The following is a 15283-nucleotide window of genomic DNA, read 5'->3' as shown; positions in this document are numbered from 1 at the left end:
CAAATGGCGCCATTTCAAAAAACAATCAGCATCGAAACAGCAATTGCAGATATTCAGGACGGATCGGTCCTCATGTTCGGCGGTTTTGGCGGAGTCGGATCGCCTCCATCATTGATTGAAGCTATATTGGACAGCGGTGTAACGGATTTAACCGTCATATGCAACGATGCCGGGTTTCCGGAAATAGGGATCGGTCCGCTTATTGTCAATCAACGAGTCAAAACCCTGATCGCCTCGCATATCGGTTCCAATCCTGTAGCAGGTAAACAGATGACTGACGGGACGTTAGAGGTTCAATTTTCACCACAGGGAACGCTTGCAGAACGGATTCGTGCCGGCGGAGCGGGACTCGGCGGCATTTTAACCGACGTCGGTATTGATAATCAAATGGTTTGTGAGGAAAAGGACATCGTGTCTGTGGCTGGAAAGCGATATTTGGTTGAAGAGGCGCTGACGGCTGATTTTGCATTCATCAATGCGCACATTGCAGATGAATTCGGCAATTTAACGTATGACAAAACAGCACGCAATATGAATCCGCTTATGGCAATGGCCGCCAGTAGAACCTTTGCCGAAGCTGAGAGGATCGTCCCGATGGGGGAGATTTCTGAAGAAATGATTGTCACACCGGGGGTTTTTGTCGAGGGGGTTGTGAGAAGCGAAGGAGTGAAGTGGAAATGGGCTTGGGAGTAGCTGAGAGAGAACAGATCGCAAAACGGGCCGCCTCTGAAATCAAGCCGGGCATGATTGTGAATCTCGGTATCGGCATCCCATCCTTGGTGCCAAACTTTTTGCCGCCTGACATGCAGGTCATGCTGCAGGCGGAAAACGGTGTGCTCGGCATTGGCGAAAGCCCTCAAAAGGGAGATGAGGATGAAAATTTATGCAACGCAGCGGGATTTCCGGTTCGGGCTGTAAAAGGAGCGTCTTATTTTGATACAACGATGTCTTTTGCGATGATCAGAAGAGGCAAAATTGACATTACGATTTTAGGCGCCCTGCAGGTGAGCCAGTCAGGTGATTTGGCAAATTGGCTTGTCCCGGGAAAAAAGGTGCCGGGCATGGGCGGTGCGATGGAACTGGCCCAAAAAGCGAAAAAAGTGGTTGTCGTCATGAGTCATACAGATCAAAAGGGAAGGCCTAAATTAACAGAAACATGCACGCTTCCATTAACTGCAGCAGGCTGTGTAGATATGATCATTACTGAAAAAGCCGTTCTTGAGGTCGACGGCCATCATTTCATATTAAAAGAGCTGATGAATGGCTCGACAATTGACGAGGTGACGAGGCTGACTGAAGCTGAAATCAAAATAGATATGCCTTTTTCTTAAAAGGGGGAATGAGGATGCAGGGTATTGAGAGAAAAGTAATCGAGTGGCTTGATCAGCATTCGGCCAAAGCCATTCGTCTTCTCAAAAGGCTGATAGGAGAAAAAAGCACATTAGGCTCAGAATTTAACGCCCAAGCTGTTGTGCTTGAAAAGCTGCGGCAATTTCATATGGACATAGACGTGTGGGAGCCAAGCCTAAAGCAATTAAAACAGCATCCCTACTTTAAATCAGACCGTTCCGATTTTCATGAAAGCCCGAACATCGTTGCAAAAAAAACGGGAGCGGGCGGGGGCCGGTCGCTGATTTTAAACGGTCATATCGATGTTGTGCCTGAAGGAAGCGTAAAGGATTGGAAGTATGAACCGTTTCAAGCTGTCGAAGAAAACGGTAAAATATACGGCCGCGGCTCAACGGATATGAAGGGAGGCAATACAGCCCTTCTTTTTGCTTTAGAAGCCCTGCACGCTTGCGATGTCAAATTGAAGGGAGATGTATTGTTTCAAAGTGTTGTAGATGAAGAGTGCGGCGGCGCTGGAACACTGTCTGCCATCATGAGAGGCTACCGTGCTGACGGCGCGCTGATTCCGGAACCGACGAATATGAAACTTTTTATAAAGCAGCAGGGCTCGATGTGGTTTCGGATCACAGTAAAAGGATTAGCGGCACATGGGGGCACACGCTATGAAGGTGTGAGCGCGATTGAAAAAAGCATGCACGTGATCACAGCCATACAAGAGCTGGAGAAAGCCCGCAATGCGAGAATTTCAGATCCGCTGTATGACAATGTCCCAATACCGGTACCGGTGAATATCGGCACCATCTCAGGCGGTGCGTGGCCATCTTCAGTTGCAGACCGTGTCGTCATAGAAGGGAGATGCGGAATTGCTCCCCATGAAAAGCCTGAAGCTGTAAAAATGGAATTGGAAAACTGGCTGAGGGATTTAGAATACCGTGACGAATGGTTTAAACATCATCCGATTAAAGTAGAATGGTTTGGCGCTCAATGGCTTCCGAATGATTTACCAGATGACCATCCTTTAATCTCAGTGCTGCAATCAGCCTATCAAAAAATGAAACAGACAGAGCCAATGATCGAAGCCTCGCCATGGGGAACAGACGGAGGGCTTTTATACCATGCTGGAGATACGCCAGTGATCGTCTTCGGGCCTGGAGAAACAAAAACAGCTCATCAGGCAAACGAATACATTGAGGTTGAAGCCATGATAGAATCTGCTAAAATTATTGCACTTTTTGTTATGGATTGGTGCGGGCTTCATACAGACGGGGAGGATGCGGATGCTCAAGTCAATAAAGAGTAACTTTGTCACAGCGGTTTTGGACCATGACGACTTTAACAAACGAATCAGAGTAGTTCGTTATGACGGAGCCATTGAGAAGGCGCTGCCTGATATCGTGGCAACGGCAAAAGAAGAGGATGCGGAAAAAATCATCGTCTATACGAAACAGCACGATGAGGCAGTGCTTGCCAAACACTTATTTGTGCCGGAGGGTTTTCTCAAGGGCTATTATCTCGGCCACCCGGCTTGCGTCATGGTCCGTTACCTCACAGAGAAACGGAGACAAACAGATTCTTATATAGAAGAACAGGAGACCATCGAAGCCTTATATCGCACAGCACCTCACCACCGCAGCGAAACTACACCCGTTTTTACGATGAGAAAAGCAGAAACAAACGACATGTACCAGCTATCCATGCTGTATAAAAAAGTATTCCGTACGTACCCGACCCCCGTATTTGATCCTGCTTATATTGAAAAGACGATGAATGAAAATACGATGTATTATGTCATGTTTGATCATGATCGTCTGATCAGTGCAGCAAGCGCAGATAGCAATCCAGAGCTGGGTCATGCGGAAATAACCGACTGCGCTGTGCTTCCGGAATATCGGGGCCGTTCGCTGACAAGCCTTTTAATTGAGGCTTTAGAAAAGGAAATGGCCGAGAAGGGTATCTTTCATGTATTTTCTCTCGCCCGTGCTGCGTCTTTTGGGATGAATGCTGTGTTGTACCATTCCGGCTATCAGTACGGCGGAAGACTGATCAACAATTGCTATATAGCCGAAGGTCTTGAAAACATGAATATTTGGTGCAAGCACCTGTAAGGAGGAATTCATTTGGCAAACAAATGGCATAAACCGAAACGGCATTGGAAGGAGATCGAGTTATGGAAGGATGTTCCGGAAGAGAAATGGAATGATTGGCTTTGGCAGCTGACACATACGGTAAGAACGGTAGATGATTTAAAAAAAGTCATTAATCTGACCGAGGATGAAGAGGAAGGTGTCAGAATTTCGACCAAAACAATCCCCCTAAATATTACACCTTACTATGCTTCATTAATGGATCCCGATAATCCGAGATGCCCGATCCGCATGCAGTCTGTACCGCTTTCTGAAGAAATGCACAAAACAAAATACGATCTGGAAGACCCGCTCCATGAGGATGAAGATTCACCGGTACCCGGTCTGACGCACCGCTATCCCGACCGTGTGCTGTTTCTTGTCACTAATCAATGTTCCATGTACTGCCGCTACTGCACAAGAAGGCGTTTTTCCGGACAAATCGGAATGGGAGTCCCCAAAAAACAGCTTGATGCTGCGATTGCTTATATCCGGGAAACACCTGAAATCCGCGATTGTTTAATTTCAGGCGGTGACGGGTTACTAATCAATGATCAAATTTTAGAATACATTTTAAAAGAGCTTCGCAGCATTCCGCATCTGGAAGTGATCAGAATCGGAACAAGGGCGCCGGTCGTCTTTCCACAGCGCATTACCGATCAACTGTGCGAGATTTTGAAAAAATATCATCCGGTCTGGCTGAACACTCATTTCAACACAAGCATCGAAATGACAGAGGAATCCGTTGAGGCCTGTGAAAAGCTGGTGAACGCAGGAGTGCCGGTCGGAAATCAGGCAGTCGTGTTAGCCGGTATTAATGATTCAGTTCCAATCATGAAAAAGCTCATGCACGACTTGGTAAAAATCAGAGTCCGTCCATATTATATTTATCAATGTGATCTGTCAGAAGGCATCGGACATTTCAGAGCCCCCGTTTCCAAAGGTTTGGAGATCATTGAAGGGCTGAGAGGCCATACCTCAGGCTATGCGGTTCCTACCTTTGTCGTTGACGCGCCAGGCGGCGGGGGGAAAATCGCTTTGCAGCCAAACTATGTACTGTCGCAAAGCCCTGACAAAGTCATCTTAAGAAATTTTGAAGGCGTCATTACGTCATATCCGGAACCGGAGAATTATATCCCTAATCAGGCTGACGCCTATTTTGAGTCCGTTTTCCCTGAAATCGCTGACAAAAAGGAGCCGATCGGGCTGAGTGCCATTTTTGCCGACAAAGAGGTTTCTTTTACACCGGAAAATGTAGCCAGAATCAAAAGGAGAGAGGCATACACAGCGAATCCCGAGCATGAAACATTAAAAGACCGGCGTGAGAAAAGAGACCAGCTAAAAGAAAAGAAATTTTTGGCGCAGCAGAAAAAACAGAAAGAGGCTGAAATCGGAGGGGATTCTTCATGAAAACATGCGAATGGTGCGGCGAGCTTGAAGCAGTACCCGGCAGGAACACGGTGTACTGGGAGCTCCCTGACGGAACAAGAGCCATAGAACTGACAGACACCCCCGCCATGGTGTGTGCTTCCTGCGGAATGACCTATCAAGAGGAAAACACGATTAAGGAGATTGAGGATCAGCTGCTTTTGATTCAAACAAAAAAACTGCCTGAAAGCCTGACGTACCAGCAGCTCATGGAGACAGAAAGGATTCTGAAACGCAACTATTTTGACTTCTCCTGAATGATGTTTCGGTATTCTTTTGTTGTAATTTTACACTTGAACTGTATAATAGAACAACAAAAGACAGACACCAGGAGGGGAAACCCATGAAATCCTTTTATCACTATTTATTGAAATACAGACACCCTAAGCCGAAGGACAGCATCAGTGAATTTGCCAATCAGGCGTATGAGGATCACAGCTTTCCGAAAACCTCAACCGATTATCATGAAATCAGTTCATATTTAGAGCTGAACGCTGATTACCTTCACACGATGGCTACGTTTGATGAAGCTTGGGATCAATACGAGGCTGAAGTGCACGGCAGATAATAGCTGTTCCATCCGCAGATCACTGCGGATTTTTTTATGTCCTCACCCATACCAGAATTGGATATTTCCTTTGGTTTTCATGCCCATGCGAATTGGCGTCACCCGGCATACGATAGCGTATGAGAAATGTTGCGGCGAGGGGGAGACACCGTGAAGCAAAATAAACCGAAATTCCAAGTAGGGGATATCGTAGTCGTCATTATGTATGGAACAGTCGGCACCATCACAAAAGTACACCAAATTGATAAACACTATCTATATGAAGTCAATCATAATGAAGTCTTATACTTTGAGTCGTCCATTCAGCTTTACAAAGATTATGAGGGTGTCATTGTCGACATGGAAAAGCTTGATATCGAGTATGAATTCCTTATTGGGGACGTCGTTTATGTAAAAGATTATGGAAAAGAACTCTTTCGTATTATCGGCCACAGAACAGAAATTTGGAGATATTTAGAAGATGGCTGGGAAGATATCATTTATGAGCTGACCCGTTTAAAGGATGGAGAGTGGCTTGAAACGGAGGAAGAGGATCTCACGCTGGTGCTAAGAAAATATGAAATGGACCAGTTTGTACATCAGCTTTTGTTTGTCCACTATGTCGGAGAAACTGCCCAAGAGATCGGCGAAGATATTGCATCGTCTGCTCTTCTTCAGTTTGAAGGTGATGATGAAGATCAAGATACCCTTCACATCCTTGCTGTATCAATTGTTGATGAGCTTCTGGATATTTATAATGACTACAAAATTCTGTACGAAATGTTTCAAGATGAAGAATATAAAGATATGATGATGTTTGTTCTGGAAAGTTTAAAAGAGCACTTCAGTTAGTTTGTGAACATACGGATCAAAACATATAAAAAATAAGGCAGACAGCCCCAAATCATCACTTGCGTCATTCCTTTGAGCGTTTTTTCCATTATAATATCAAATCTTTCTCCGTCCAGTGCTTCCATCATTTTAGCGATCATATAGTCAGCCTCCTATGGCTTGTTTTTTTATTCAATGTATATGACCGAAAGAATTGTTTAGAACACCGGGTATAATTCAGCCTGTTTTTTCATAAAACATAAAAAAGGAGGCGGTACGGAGATGAAAGAAATAGATCTTGTGATTGATACGGAAGAAATCGCTGAATTTTTTTACAGAGAGCTTGCAAGACGGGGCTACATACCGAGTGAGGATGAGCTGTTTGAAATCGCTGATATTACCTTTGATTATTTGATAGAAAAATGTATGATAGATGAAGAGCTGGACGAAGATGATTGAGGCATGAAACCGGAGCGCCCAGCTCCGGTTTTATTATTCATGTTCTATGACTTCTGTGAAAATCGAGGTGGTTAAAATGTTGTACAAGCCCGTTAGTCTGTTTCTTTTCTTTCTTTTTCTAGCTGCGGTCATTCATTCAAATGCTGTTCAATCTGCAGATGAAATGATAAGCAAGGCAGCTGTTTTGATTCGCCAGCCATGGCTTAACGATGTCATGACAGGGATCACGCATCTTGGAGCTTCTTCTTTCCTGTTCCCTCTCCTCCTGATCATTGGAGTGGGCCTGTTATTTTACAGAAAAACATGGGACGGGCTTTTGATGCTTTTGGTATTCGGTGCAGATCGGCTGTTAAACAAAGTGTTAAAAGAATGGATCGAACGAGTGAGGCCTGATTTTGCACCGCTGGTTCATGAATCATCCTTCAGCTTTCCGAGCGGCCACGCTATGAACGCTACCTATGTCTATCCTGTCGTTGCCTACTTTTTAGTAAAACACCTCCCGTTTTTGTCCAAACATAAAAAAATGGTATACACCATAGCCGGCGTGATCACGGTTTTGGTCGGCATAAGCAGAGTCTATCTGGGTGTGCATTTTGTGACCGACGTGCTAGGCGGCTTTAGTCTCGGCCTGCTTCTGTTTTTCCTCGTAAAAGGTTTTGACGAAAAGATTAAGCGGTTTCGACAAAAATAGAGAGAGGAAAACCGGACAAAAACGCTAATATGTTAAAGAAATAAAAGGGAGGGGATCTTGATGATGTTATCCGTGTTTAAAAAGAAGTCTTGTTCCTATGATGTGACAATATTTCAAACACCCCGGTTTGGCGAAAAAAAGGGCTACAGACCCGTCTATCGAACTGAACTGAACGGGAGCGATCATCAAGACGTGCTGAAAAGAGCATTCTCTTTGTTTAATGTATTTGACACTGTTCCAAGTGATTATGATGCGAGATTTATGGCCACAGGGGACGTGATTCTGATTGATGAAGGAAGAAAAGGGAAAACATATTATAAACTGCTTCCCGCCGGATGGAGGAAAATCAATCGTCTGATTGTACAAACGACAAAATGAAAAGAAAACTGCGGATTTCCGCAGTTTTCTGCAGTTTAAGGCTTGCGTTTGGCAGCGGAATACTCTTTCTCGTGCGCCTCTTCAGCTGCAATCACGTCTTTTGCAGGTATGTGGTTGTTCTTTTTTTGGCCGGTGATCCGGTTACGCTGTTTTTTACCCATGTCCCATCCCTCCTTCCTGCGGTTAGCTTTTCAAATAAACACCTCAATTATCCCGTTTTTCTCCGGAAGTGCCCAAACGGCCCCGGAACATTTCTTTTTTCGCCATATTCCTTTATAATCAATGCTGAAGTTTGTCTCATCATGACATTCGTTGTAAAATGAACGGACTGGATGATAATTTAGATTTACAGGAGGATATGAGATGAGTGTACATATAGGTGCTGAAAAAGGACAGATTGCGGACACAGTGCTTTTGCCGGGAGATCCTCTCAGAGCAAAATTTATTGCTGAAACGTATCTTGAAAATGTAGAATGCTACAATGAAGTTAGAGGCATGTATGGATTTACGGGTACATATAAAGGCAAAAAAATCTCCGTGCAAGGCACGGGAATGGGCGTTCCATCGATTTCAATTTATGTGAATGAATTAATTCAAAGCTACGATGTGCAAAATTTAATAAGAGTAGGTTCTTGCGGCGCTATCCGTAAAGATGTCAAAGTGCGGGACGTCATTTTGGCTATGACCTCTTCAACTGATTCTCAAATGAACAGAGTCGCTTTCGGAAGCATTGATTTTGCGCCTTGCGCAGATTTTGAGCTTTTAAAAAATGCCTATGATGCCGCAAAGGATAAAGGCGTGCCGGTCACTGTAGGAAGCGTATTTACAGCTGACCAATTCTACAACGACGATTCGCAAATCGAAAAGCTTGCAAAATACGGTGTCCTGGGCGTAGAGATGGAAACGACTGCATTATATACATTAGCAGCGAAGCACGGAAGAAAAGCGCTGTCAATTCTCACTGTGAGCGATCACGTATTAACAGGAGAAGAAACGACAGCGGAAGAGCGTCAAACGACATTTCATGATATGATAGAAGTGGCTTTACATTCCGTATCACAATAAAATAAATCAAGAGGCGTGCTGGGTGCCGGCAGCCTCTTCTTTATGAATGCGGAAACGATTGATAAAAGGAAGGTAATGTAATATGAAAAAGTCCGGTAAATGGTTTTCACTGGCTGCCGCTCTGAGTGTAACGGCAATAGTCGGAGCCGGCTGCAGCATGTCAAACGGAGATGCTCAAAAGGATACGAAAACCACAGCAGAAACAAAGCAAACTGAACAAAAAACAGCTGACAGCAAAAAAGCAAACACTCAGGACAGTGCGTTTTCATTGGAAAGCAAATATTTCAATAATATTAAAAAAGTGGACGGTCTGGAAACCATTCAAAATCCAGAAAACATACTCGCGCTTGTCAATAAAGAATACGCACTGCCCGGAAACTATGAACCTAGTGATCTAGTCATACCTGATGTAGAGTTCTCTTTTGAAGAAAAGATTCAAAAACGTTACATCAGAAAGGAAGCGGCCGACGCATTAAAAACGATGTTCGATGCTGCGAAAAAGGAAGGCTATGAACTGGCAGCTGTTTCAGGATACCGTTCGTATGACAGACAGCAAGTCATTTTTAACAATGAAGTCAGCCTAAAAGGGGAAAAGAAGGCAAGGGAAGCGGTCGCTTACCCGGGTGAAAGCGAGCACCAAACAGGCCTTGCGATGGACATCTCGAGCCGAAGCAACGGTTTTCAGATAAATGAAGCGTTCGGCAGCACGGCAGACGGAAAATGGGTGCAGGACAATGCTTATAAATATGGCTTTATCATTCGCTATCCAAAAAATAAAGAAGATATCACCAAATACGAATATGAGCCATGGCACCTGCGCTATGTAGGCAAAAAGGCCGCAAAGGTCATCCATGATAATGATTTAACGCTGGAAGAGTACTTTGAAAAAGTGAAGAAAATCTAACAGTAAAAGCCCGCTTACAATTGATAAGCGGGCTTTATTGTGTTTGGTGAATCTAGCATTTGTTCATACATTTATTCTATGCTTACCAGAAGAATAAACCAGCTAGAGCCACTCCTGTAATTAAACCGAGGGAAATACCGTAAGCCGCTCCGTATCCCCAATAACCGCCCCAATATCCGTAACCAAAACCTCTCGGCCCTCCGCCGGTCGGAGCTATAAAAACTTTGTCTCTTGTTACACGTGTAATTCTGCCGACGTGAACTCTTCCGCCTCTCTCTGTAATTCTGACGACTTTACCTTGATGGTTTCTGCAAAGATGGTAATATCTCTCCAATATTGTTTCCCTCCTATACTGACTTTCTATCAGCATATGATAGATAGGATAAAAAGGTTGGACGAAAACAGGGGGCGATACGCCGTTTTACTTATGCGCGACAAAGATACAATGTCCCATGAACTCGCTATATATCTGCATGAGTTCATAATGTGTTTGAAGCGTATCGTAGTAGATAGGAGCGATCGTTTGCGATAAATCCATTTCTGTGGTCGGTTCAAATTCCATGTCATCTGGAAGAAGTGTTATCGCTTCCGTTTTTTGAAAACCATAAGACCTAAGAGTTTTATGCCACTCGGTTTCTTCATGTAAACAAGTAAAACCGTAGAAATCCATCATTCGCTTTTTTTCTGCAGGCGGCATCGGTTTTTTTAAAGCTGCTTCAATACCAATCAGCATCCCGCCGGGCTTCAATACTCTCGAAATTTCTTGGAGAGAGGGCGTCAAATCAGAAAAACTGAGGACCGATTCTGACAGGACGCAGGAAAAGGACTCAGAAGAGAACGGGAGATGTTCCAGCTCTGCCTGATATGCAGTGATGGCAAGCCCTTCATTTGCAAATCTTTTTTTCGCTTTCTCTAGCATGATAGGGTCTTTATCAACGACTGTTACAGGATACAGTAAATGTCCTAAATAAGCCGCTGTTTGGCCTGTTCCGCATCCGGCATCAAGAATCGGCTGATCTGGGGAGGGGGCAGCTTTTTGCAAGACCGCTTTTGAAAAAGCCAGCCCGCCTGGATGCGCCCCTGCGACACCGAATAAGGACAGCATTTCTAAATATCGGCTCAATATCGAATCCTCCTTTTTCTTTATCATATGTCGTATAAAGACATAGGTTTATGAAAAGCGAAAGAAGGGCGTTTTCTCTTTCATTTCTGCTCCGAGTTGACGAATAAGAATTCGTCCATGATAATAATGTAAGAAGAAAAAGGTGGTGTTTAATTGAAACGGCAATTAAAACTGTTTTTTATTGTGCTGATCACTGCGGTTGTCGCTTCAGCGCTTACTTTATTTATTACGGGCAATTCCAGCATCCTGGGCCAGAAATCAGCAAGCATGGGAGACAGCGAGTTCGACAAATTAAATAAAGCGTATGAGCAAATCAAAAGTGATTACTACCAAAAGACAGATGATGACAAATTAGTAGACGGAGCAATTAAAGGAATGATTGAATCTCTGGATGATCCGTATTCCACATATATGGATCAAGAGGAAGCAAAATCATTCGATGAGACGATTTCCGCATCCTTTGAAGGCATCGGAGCCCAAGTAGAGGAGAAAGACGGTGAAATCCTTATTGTATCGCCTATTAAAGGTTCACCTGCTGAAAAAGCCGGAATCAAACCGAGGGACCAAATCCTTAAGGTGAACGGAAAAAGCGTCAAAGGCATGAATGTAAATCAAGCTGTCGCTTTAATCCGCGGCAAAAAGGGCACAAAAGTGAAGCTTGAACTGAACAGAGCGGGAGTCGGAAATATCGATCTTTCCATTAAGCGCGATACCATTCCTGTAGAGACCGTCTATTCTAAGATGAAAGACAACAACATCGGCGAAATCCAAATCACTTCTTTCTCTGAAACAACTGCTAAAGAGCTGACGAGTGCGATTGACAGTTTAGAGAAAAAAGGCGCCAAAGGCTATATTTTAGACTTAAGGGGCAACCCGGGCGGCTTAATGGACCAAGCGATTACAATGAGCAACCTGTTTATTGATAAAGGGAAAAACATCATGCAGGTTGAATACAAAAACGGTTCTAAAGAAGTCATGAAGGCTGAAAAAGAACGAACAGTGACCAAACCGACCGTCGTTTTAGTGAATGACGGCACAGCCAGCGCCGCCGAAATTATGGCCGCTGCCCTTCACGAATCGTCAGGCATACCATTAATCGGTGAAACGACATTTGGCAAGGGCACAGTGCAGACAGCAAAAGAATATGATGATGGCTCAACCGTAAAACTGACAGTCGCCAAATGGCTGACTGCCGATGGTGAATGGATTCACAAAAAAGGCATCAAGCCTCAAGTGAAAGCAGAGCTGCCTGATTACGCGAAACTGCCGTATTTGGATGCGGATAAAACGTACAAGTCAGGTGATTCAGGCACCAACGTCAAAGTAGCTCAGCAAATGTTCAAAGCACTTGGCTATCAGGTGAAAGTGAACAGTACGTATGATCAGGATTTTGCATCTGTGGTCAAACAGTTCCAGAAAAAAGAGAAGCTGAAAGAAACTGGCGTACTGACTGGCGATACAACAACGAAATTAATGACAGAACTTCAAAAGAAGCTGTCAAATAATGACACGCAAATGGAAAAAGCAATTGAAACACTGAAAAAAGAAATGTAAAAAAACCCATACGCGGTTGCCGCGTATGGGTTTTTTATGCACCCTTTTGATTCGGGTTTTGGTCTTGTTTATTACCAAATAAACCTTCAATAACAGGATTGGACCCTGCTTTTTTGACGAACAGCGGGTTGAGAATAACCACAGCGATGATATTGGCGGCCAATCCCCAGAACCCTTCATAAATGCCATGTGCGGATTGAGTGGTATACACAATAAACGTAACCGCAAGGCCGACCAATAATCCGATAACTGTCGCTTCTTTCGTTTGGTTTTTCCAGAATAGGCTGACAGCAATCGCCGGGAAGATTTGCACCATGCCGGATACGCCTAATAACTGGAGTGTCACTAAGGCAGTCGGGAACAGCATTCCAAACAGAAGCGCTAGGCCGATGACAACAAACACCATTGAACGTGTGACTAGTGTCAGCTTGCTTTGAGACACATTCGGATGAATCAAATCCCGATATAGGTTATTGGCGAATAAGTTTGATGCCCCGATTGCCATGATGGAACAAGGAATCAATGAGGCAAGAGCGATAGTGGCATATGCAAAACCTTGTGCCACGCCGCCGTAAGATGTTTGAATCAAATGCAGCAGCGCCAGTCTTGGATTTTTATCTTCCGGCAGAACAAGAAATGCGATAAAGCCAAGAAAAATGACCAAAATTAAAACAATATTATAAAGCGGTAAAAACATGCTGTTTTTTCTTACTGCATCGGCGCTTTTCGCTGTGAAAACTCCTGTAGCCGCATGTGCCCACATAAAAAGTGCAAGAGCGGAAACAATAGATGCTGTGATAAACCAAGGAATGCCTTTTGGCCCATCAGCCGGTATCGTCAGCATTTGCGGCGCTTCCTTTACTAACGTGTCAATCATTGGTGTCCAGCCGTTAAAATGAATGAGAGGAAGGGACACCACCATAAACAGCATAATAACCCATACTAAAATGTCTTTAATGATTGCTGTATAAGTAGGACCTTTAATCCCGCTGAAGAATGTGTAAAGAGCAACAAGAATAAATGAAATGATGACAACGAATTTCACATTAATATATCCGGTGCCGGCAACCTGGAGCGTATCTTGAATGCCGCTCAGTTGAAGGCATATGTACGGAATAAGCATCAGCACACCGACGATGGCAACAAGGCTTGCTAAAAGCTTACTGTCAAAACGCTCCCGGGCGTAATCCGCAAGTGTCGTTAATTTATGAATTTTCGCAACTTTCCAAAGTTTCGGCAGGAAGAAGTAGGCGATAAAGTAGGCCAATACAGAATAAGGAATGGCGAAAAATGCAACGCTTCCGCCCGTATAAGCAGTACTGGTTAACCCTAAGAAAGTATATGCCGTATAGAGGTCAGCGCCTACTAAAAACCAGACGAGAAGGCCGCCAAAGCGTCTGCCTCCGACAGACCATTCTTCCACCGAGGTGCGTGAGGATTTGTCTCTTCCGGCGAGAAATCCGATACAGACAACGGTTAAAACGATAACAGCTGTAATGAGAAGTGCAGTGAGATTCCCTTGCATTATTCAAGCCCTCCATCTTTTTTTTGCATCTGGTAAATGCCAAACGAGCATAACGGCGTAATGATAATCCACAACAGCAGCCAAAGGTGGAAAAACGGAAGGCCGAACATAATCGGTTCAATTCGATTCACAAGCGGCAATAGCGCAAGTTGGGCGAATGGCAAAAGAATGAGAATAACAATAAGTGCTTTTTTAACCATTTACTTTCCTCCTGAAACATGATAATGCTCACTATAATAGCAGTTGTAAGATAAGATCACAAGATAATTATTAGAAAAAAATGATTTTTTCAATTATTTAACCAAAACACATTGTTTGCATCCTGCTCAATAAAGGTTTAAAATAATAAATATCTTGAAATCGAGATAAATAGGAGTGGGAAAATGAAAACAGAAGGATTGCACCACGTCACAGCATTCGCCAGAGATCCGCAAGAAAACTTGCGATTTTATACAGAAGTGCTCGGGCTTCGGCTTGTCAAAAAAACAGTAAACTTCGATGATCCCGCAACGTACCATTTTTACTTCGGGAATCAAAATGGAGATCCCGGTACAATTATGACCTTTTTCCCGTTCCAAGGAAGCGGGCAGGGAACGGTAGGTAAAGGCCAAGCGGGCCGGGTGTACTTTTCAGTTCCAAAAGGCTCCTTGTCTTTTTGGAAGGAACGTCTTGAGAAAAACGGGCTGAAACTGGAGGAAAAAACGTTATTCGGTGAAAGGGCGCTTGTTTTTCATGATACGGAAGACCTTCCGTTAGCGATCATAGAGGATGAGGAAAGCGATAAAAGTGAGTGGACACCTGACGGCATTTCAGAATATGAGGCGATTACGGGAATGAAAGGCGTGCTGCTGTATTCCTACGACCCGCATGCGACCATTCAATTGTTAACGGAAAGTCTCGGATACTCCAAAGCGGCTGAAGAAGACAAGATTGTCAGACTGATATCCTCAGCGGCCATCGGGGGCGTTATTGACGTACATTTACACCCTGAAAAAAGAGGGGTGGGAGGTTATGGCACGGTACACCATGTAGCGTTTCGGACAACGAAAGAGGAACAGGCGAAATGGCTCCCGATTATTGCGGAAAACCACCTTCCTTCGTCAGAAATCCTTGACAGAGAATACTTTACATCCGTTTATTTCAGAGAGAAAGGCGGTATCTTATTTGAAATCGCCACAGATGAGCCGGGCTTTATGACAGATGAAACGTTTGATGAGCTGGGGACCTCATTAAAATTGCCTGTATGGCTGGAGAAACATAGACAACAAATAACAGACATGTTGCCTGAACTTTAAAAGGGGGAAT

Annotated in this window: 21 protein-coding genes; 15 read left to right on the top strand and 6 right to left on the bottom strand. The window is 44.1% G+C overall.

Features of this window, described 5'->3' with window-relative positions:
• The first annotated feature begins 3 nt into the window (after positions 1 to 3).
• The 8 genes from LWH95_RS09415 (at position 4) to LWH95_RS09380 (ending at position 6300) form a co-directional block, all read left to right on the top strand.
• Positions 4 to 693 (top strand): CoA transferase subunit A, encoded by a 690-nt coding sequence (locus tag LWH95_RS09415; RefSeq protein ID WP_133487206.1) that lies wholly within the window; start codon positions 4 to 6, stop codon positions 691 to 693.
• Positions 678 to 1331: a 3-oxoacid CoA-transferase subunit B gene (locus LWH95_RS09410; protein ID WP_003241565.1), complete on the top strand. Its 654-nt coding sequence runs from the start codon at positions 678 to 680 to the stop codon at positions 1329 to 1331. Before LWH95_RS09415 ends, LWH95_RS09410 begins: the two co-directional genes overlap by 16 nt.
• Before the next feature lie 8 nt (positions 1332 to 1339).
• Positions 1340 to 2650: a peptidase gene (locus LWH95_RS09405; protein ID WP_133487208.1), complete on the top strand. Its 1311-nt coding sequence runs from the start codon at positions 1340 to 1342 to the stop codon at positions 2648 to 2650.
• Positions 2628 to 3455 carry a putative beta-lysine N-acetyltransferase gene (gene ablB / locus LWH95_RS09400; protein WP_133487210.1) on the top strand — a complete coding sequence of 276 codons (828 nt, stop codon included), beginning with the start codon at positions 2628 to 2630 and terminating at the stop codon, positions 3453 to 3455. Before LWH95_RS09405 ends, ablB begins: the two co-directional genes overlap by 23 nt.
• Before the next feature lie 12 nt (positions 3456 to 3467).
• The gene (ablA, locus tag LWH95_RS09395; protein WP_003241571.1) at positions 3468 to 4883 is read left to right on the top strand and encodes a lysine 2,3-aminomutase; all 1416 of its coding nucleotides are present in this window, start codon (positions 3468 to 3470) and stop codon (positions 4881 to 4883) included.
• Positions 4880 to 5158 carry a YokU family protein gene (locus LWH95_RS09390; RefSeq protein WP_019258677.1) on the top strand — a complete coding sequence of 93 codons (279 nt, stop codon included), beginning with the start codon at positions 4880 to 4882 and terminating at the stop codon, positions 5156 to 5158. The genes ablA and LWH95_RS09390 overlap by 4 nt, the downstream gene beginning before the upstream one ends.
• Before the next feature lie 86 nt (positions 5159 to 5244).
• Positions 5245 to 5469, top strand: coding sequence for a YozE family protein (locus tag LWH95_RS09385; protein ID WP_003241575.1), 225 nt, complete (start codon positions 5245 to 5247; stop codon positions 5467 to 5469).
• A 150-nt stretch (positions 5470 to 5619) separates the two neighbouring features.
• Positions 5620 to 6300, top strand: a complete 681-nt coding sequence (locus tag LWH95_RS09380; protein ID WP_003241576.1) for a hypothetical protein — start codon at positions 5620 to 5622, stop codon at positions 6298 to 6300.
• Here LWH95_RS09380 and LWH95_RS09375 read toward each other — a convergent pair.
• The gene (locus LWH95_RS09375) at positions 6297 to 6440 is read right to left on the bottom strand and encodes a hypothetical protein (protein WP_003241578.1); all 144 of its coding nucleotides are present in this window, start codon (positions 6438 to 6440) and stop codon (positions 6297 to 6299) included. The two genes, LWH95_RS09380 and LWH95_RS09375, sit on opposite strands and share 4 nt — an antisense overlap.
• A gap of 121 nt (positions 6441 to 6561) precedes the next feature.
• Between LWH95_RS09375 and LWH95_RS09370 the strand changes: the two genes are divergently transcribed.
• From LWH95_RS09370 to yodL, 3 genes are all read left to right on the top strand, one after another.
• Complete coding sequence (locus LWH95_RS09370; RefSeq protein ID WP_003241581.1) at positions 6562 to 6738, top strand: YozD family protein; 177 nt, start codon at positions 6562 to 6564, stop codon at positions 6736 to 6738.
• Positions 6739 to 6817: 79 nt separating this feature from the next.
• The gene (locus LWH95_RS09365; RefSeq protein WP_232919478.1) at positions 6818 to 7429 is read left to right on the top strand and encodes a phosphatase PAP2 family protein; all 612 of its coding nucleotides are present in this window, start codon (positions 6818 to 6820) and stop codon (positions 7427 to 7429) included.
• 60 nt (positions 7430 to 7489) lie between these two features.
• Positions 7490 to 7807 (top strand): shape determination protein YodL, encoded by a 318-nt coding sequence (gene yodL, locus LWH95_RS09360; protein ID WP_003241586.1) that lies wholly within the window; start codon positions 7490 to 7492, stop codon positions 7805 to 7807.
• Positions 7808 to 7842: 35 nt separating this feature from the next.
• Here the strand turns inward: yodL and LWH95_RS09355 are convergent, their stop codons facing one another.
• Positions 7843 to 7968 (bottom strand): hypothetical protein, encoded by a 126-nt coding sequence (locus tag LWH95_RS09355; protein ID WP_003241588.1) that lies wholly within the window; start codon positions 7966 to 7968, stop codon positions 7843 to 7845.
• Positions 7969 to 8170: 202 nt separating this feature from the next.
• On the opposite strand from LWH95_RS09355, the gene deoD reads away from it, so the two are divergent.
• Together deoD and ldcB are read left to right on the top strand one after the other, a co-directional pair.
• Entirely contained in the window at positions 8171 to 8872 is a 702-nt protein-coding gene (gene deoD, locus LWH95_RS09350; protein ID WP_003241589.1) for a purine-nucleoside phosphorylase, read from the top strand.
• 82 nt (positions 8873 to 8954) lie between these two features.
• Positions 8955 to 9776: an LD-carboxypeptidase LdcB gene (gene ldcB, locus LWH95_RS09345; protein WP_032732298.1), complete on the top strand. Its 822-nt coding sequence runs from the start codon at positions 8955 to 8957 to the stop codon at positions 9774 to 9776.
• An 82-nt stretch (positions 9777 to 9858) separates the two neighbouring features.
• Here ldcB and LWH95_RS09340 read toward each other — a convergent pair whose 3' ends face one another.
• Positions 9859 to 10110 carry a hypothetical protein gene (locus LWH95_RS09340; protein WP_003241593.1) on the bottom strand — a complete coding sequence of 84 codons (252 nt, stop codon included), beginning with the start codon at positions 10108 to 10110 and terminating at the stop codon, positions 9859 to 9861.
• Positions 10111 to 10197: 87 nt separating this feature from the next.
• A complete protein-coding gene (locus LWH95_RS09335) occupies positions 10198 to 10899 on the bottom strand; it encodes a class I SAM-dependent methyltransferase (protein ID WP_003241595.1) in 702 nt (233 codons plus the stop codon).
• A 153-nt stretch (positions 10900 to 11052) separates the two neighbouring features.
• Here LWH95_RS09335 and ctpA point away from each other — a divergent pair, with 153 nt between their 5' ends.
• Positions 11053 to 12453 carry a carboxy-terminal processing protease CtpA gene (ctpA, locus tag LWH95_RS09330; RefSeq protein WP_232919405.1) on the top strand — a complete coding sequence of 467 codons (1401 nt, stop codon included), beginning with the start codon at positions 11053 to 11055 and terminating at the stop codon, positions 12451 to 12453.
• Between the two features lie 34 nt (positions 12454 to 12487).
• Here ctpA and LWH95_RS09325 read toward each other — a convergent pair whose 3' ends face one another.
• Both LWH95_RS09325 and LWH95_RS09320 read right to left on the bottom strand, forming a co-directional pair.
• The gene (locus tag LWH95_RS09325; RefSeq protein WP_232919404.1) at positions 12488 to 13978 is read right to left on the bottom strand and encodes a sodium:solute symporter family protein; all 1491 of its coding nucleotides are present in this window, start codon (positions 13976 to 13978) and stop codon (positions 12488 to 12490) included.
• On the bottom strand, positions 13978 to 14178 hold the full coding sequence (locus tag LWH95_RS09320; RefSeq protein WP_003241600.1) for a DUF3311 domain-containing protein: 201 nt from the start codon (positions 14176 to 14178) through the stop codon (positions 13978 to 13980). The genes LWH95_RS09325 and LWH95_RS09320 overlap by 1 nt, the downstream gene beginning before the upstream one ends.
• Before the next feature lie 183 nt (positions 14179 to 14361).
• Between LWH95_RS09320 and LWH95_RS09315 the strand changes: the two genes are divergently transcribed.
• Positions 14362 to 15273 carry a ring-cleaving dioxygenase gene (locus tag LWH95_RS09315; protein ID WP_232919403.1) on the top strand — a complete coding sequence of 304 codons (912 nt, stop codon included), beginning with the start codon at positions 14362 to 14364 and terminating at the stop codon, positions 15271 to 15273.
• Positions 15274 to 15283: the final 10 nt, after the last annotated feature.

This window comes from Bacillus sp. G16 (genome assembly GCF_021282335.1).
Classification (GTDB): domain Bacteria; phylum Bacillota; class Bacilli; order Bacillales; family Bacillaceae; genus Bacillus; species Bacillus inaquosorum.
This window is presented reverse-complemented; position numbering and strand designations above follow the sequence as displayed.

Coding starts and splice junctions, on each gene's coding strand:
- LWH95_RS09415 (WP_133487206.1), top strand. CDS start 4: ATGGCGCCATTTCAAAAAACAATCAGCATCGAAACAGCAATTGCAGAT.
- LWH95_RS09410 (WP_003241565.1), top strand. CDS start 678: ATGGGCTTGGGAGTAGCTGAGAGAGAACAGATCGCAAAACGGGCCGCC.
- LWH95_RS09405 (WP_133487208.1), top strand. CDS start 1,340: ATGAGGATGCAGGGTATTGAGAGAAAAGTAATCGAGTGGCTTGATCAG.
- ablB (WP_133487210.1), top strand. CDS start 2,628: ATGCTCAAGTCAATAAAGAGTAACTTTGTCACAGCGGTTTTGGACCAT.
- LWH95_RS09390 (WP_019258677.1), top strand. CDS start 4,880: ATGAAAACATGCGAATGGTGCGGCGAGCTTGAAGCAGTACCCGGCAGG.
- LWH95_RS09385 (WP_003241575.1), top strand. CDS start 5,245: ATGAAATCCTTTTATCACTATTTATTGAAATACAGACACCCTAAGCCG.
- LWH95_RS09375 (WP_003241578.1), bottom strand. CDS start 6,440: ATGATCGCTAAAATGATGGAAGCACTGGACGGAGAAAGATTTGATATT.
- LWH95_RS09370 (WP_003241581.1), top strand. CDS start 6,562: ATGAAAGAAATAGATCTTGTGATTGATACGGAAGAAATCGCTGAATTT.
- yodL (WP_003241586.1), top strand. CDS start 7,490: ATGATGTTATCCGTGTTTAAAAAGAAGTCTTGTTCCTATGATGTGACA.
- LWH95_RS09355 (WP_003241588.1), bottom strand. CDS start 7,968: ATGGGTAAAAAACAGCGTAACCGGATCACCGGCCAAAAAAAGAACAAC.
- deoD (WP_003241589.1), top strand. CDS start 8,171: ATGAGTGTACATATAGGTGCTGAAAAAGGACAGATTGCGGACACAGTG.
- ldcB (WP_032732298.1), top strand. CDS start 8,955: ATGAAAAAGTCCGGTAAATGGTTTTCACTGGCTGCCGCTCTGAGTGTA.
- LWH95_RS09325 (WP_232919404.1), bottom strand. CDS start 13,978: ATGCAAGGGAATCTCACTGCACTTCTCATTACAGCTGTTATCGTTTTA.
- LWH95_RS09320 (WP_003241600.1), bottom strand. CDS start 14,178: ATGGTTAAAAAAGCACTTATTGTTATTCTCATTCTTTTGCCATTCGCC.
- LWH95_RS09315 (WP_232919403.1), top strand. CDS start 14,362: ATGAAAACAGAAGGATTGCACCACGTCACAGCATTCGCCAGAGATCCG.